Origin of the sequence: Gilvimarinus polysaccharolyticus, assembly GCF_001187555.1 — a bacterium.
Taxonomy (GTDB): Bacteria; Pseudomonadota; Gammaproteobacteria; order Pseudomonadales; family Cellvibrionaceae; genus Gilvimarinus; species Gilvimarinus polysaccharolyticus.
In genome coordinates, this window is record NZ_LFIJ01000007.1 from 1 (window position 1) to 1,628 (window position 1,628).

General features: G+C 43.9%; 1 protein-coding gene and 1 pseudogene. One reads left to right on the forward strand and one right to left on the reverse strand.

Going from position 1 to position 1,628, the window contains the following annotated elements:
• Positions 1–38 precede the first annotated feature (38 nt).
• A pseudogene (locus GILYN3_RS16395) lies at positions 39–995 on the forward strand (IS110 family RNA-guided transposase); the annotation flags it as partial.
• A 400-nt stretch (positions 996–1,395) separates the two neighbouring features.
• Here GILYN3_RS16395 and GILYN3_RS16950 read toward each other — a convergent pair.
• Positions 1,396–1,628, reverse strand: a 233-nt coding sequence (locus GILYN3_RS16950) for a hypothetical protein (protein ID WP_232305631.1), incomplete at its 5' end; no start/stop codon positions are given.

Below are 1,628 nucleotides of genomic sequence, written 5' to 3' on the forward strand. Positions count from 1 at the left end.
ACCAATCATAACCGGGTGGTTGGTTTGGCGCTTACGACGAAAACAGTAATGTCATCCTCAAAAAGCGAATGACGAATAGCCTTGAGGTCATACTGTTACTGCTTGAGCCTTATCGTAAAGCGCTGGTTGGCTTGGTTGTTGAGTCGACTTACAACTGGTACTGGCTAGTTGATGGGCTGATGGAGGCCGGGTTCAAGGTCCATCTTGCCAATACCGCTGCCATACAGCAGTACTCTGGATTAAAGCACGGCGACGATGAGAGTGATGCGCATTGGTTAGCGACAATGTTACGCCTCGGCATCCTCCCCGAGGGCTACATCTACCCAAAAGAGCAGCGTATGATTCGCGATTTATTACGTAAGCGGCTGCAGCTGGTACAGCAAAAAACTCAAAATCTACTCTCAATTCAAGGCTTGTATGACCGTCACCTCAATAAGCGGTTAAACAGCAATAAGCTCAAACAATTAACCCCAGAGCAGTTATCTGTAGATTTTCCCGATCTCAATGTCCGCATGGCAATTAATGGTAATCTCGCTATACAGCAGTGTTTGGCACAGCAAATTAGTGACATAGAAAAGTCTTTAAAAAAGCAGCTAAAGCTAAAGCCCGAATTCGTTAACTTAACGAGCATTGATGGTATCGGCTTAATTCTCGGGCTTACTATCATGCTGGAAACCGGAGAAATATCTCGCTTTCAACATGTGGGTAACTATGCATCTTATTGTCGTTGCGTTAATGGTGCAAGATACAGCAATGGCAAAAAGAAAAGTAATACCAACACCAAAAATGGTAATAAATACTTGGCCTGGGCTTTTATTGAAGCGGCTAATTTTGCTATTCGCTATAACGACACGATTAAAGGCTACTATCAACGAAAGCTAGCAAAAACGCATGCTGTGGTCGCTAAAAAAACAGTGGCTCACAAGCTGGCCAGAGCCTGTTTCTACGTACTTCGTGACCAAGTTGAATTTGATGTTAACAAGGCGTTTGGTTGATCAATGTGAATCATTAACTACAAAGTTTTGGTTAAGTGGGTGAGTTCGTTGTTGGGGTTGGTAAAACCATTAGGTCTGATTAAACCGCTCTCTTGACCAATCTATCATCTGTTTTTTTAACGCTGATATGCCCGTGCTTTGAGCCCACTGGGTCTGGATATGCTAACGGTATAAGCCATAGATCTGTCATAGAGAGTAAGCGGTGATACCGCTCTTCGAGGACATGGACAAAGTACGGAACTAAATGATTTCTGAGGCGGAAGCCAAGGGCCGTCGGTATCTACGTGTAGCTACCGGCAAAAGCCTTAATTCAGATGGGTGACTGGTGCATATTAGTTGATGCCACACCATGAGATTTTTAGGCGCATAGCTATTAAAAAACGGACGAGCCGATGGGCTGCTAATACTTGGTGAAGTAGCCAAGGAGATTTTCTTTATCTGCTTGACCAGAACTTTCTAATGGGTGACCCCGAAGGCCACAAAGATTCTTTAAGTACGTATGTTCAAAGAATAGCTTCACAGAAGACTCTTTGATTTCGACAAATAGCGGGCTGTCACCAATCTCTTCAGTAAAGATTGGTGATCTGGTCTGGGCATATGATGAAGATACAGAACAGTCTACCTTAGAGGAGG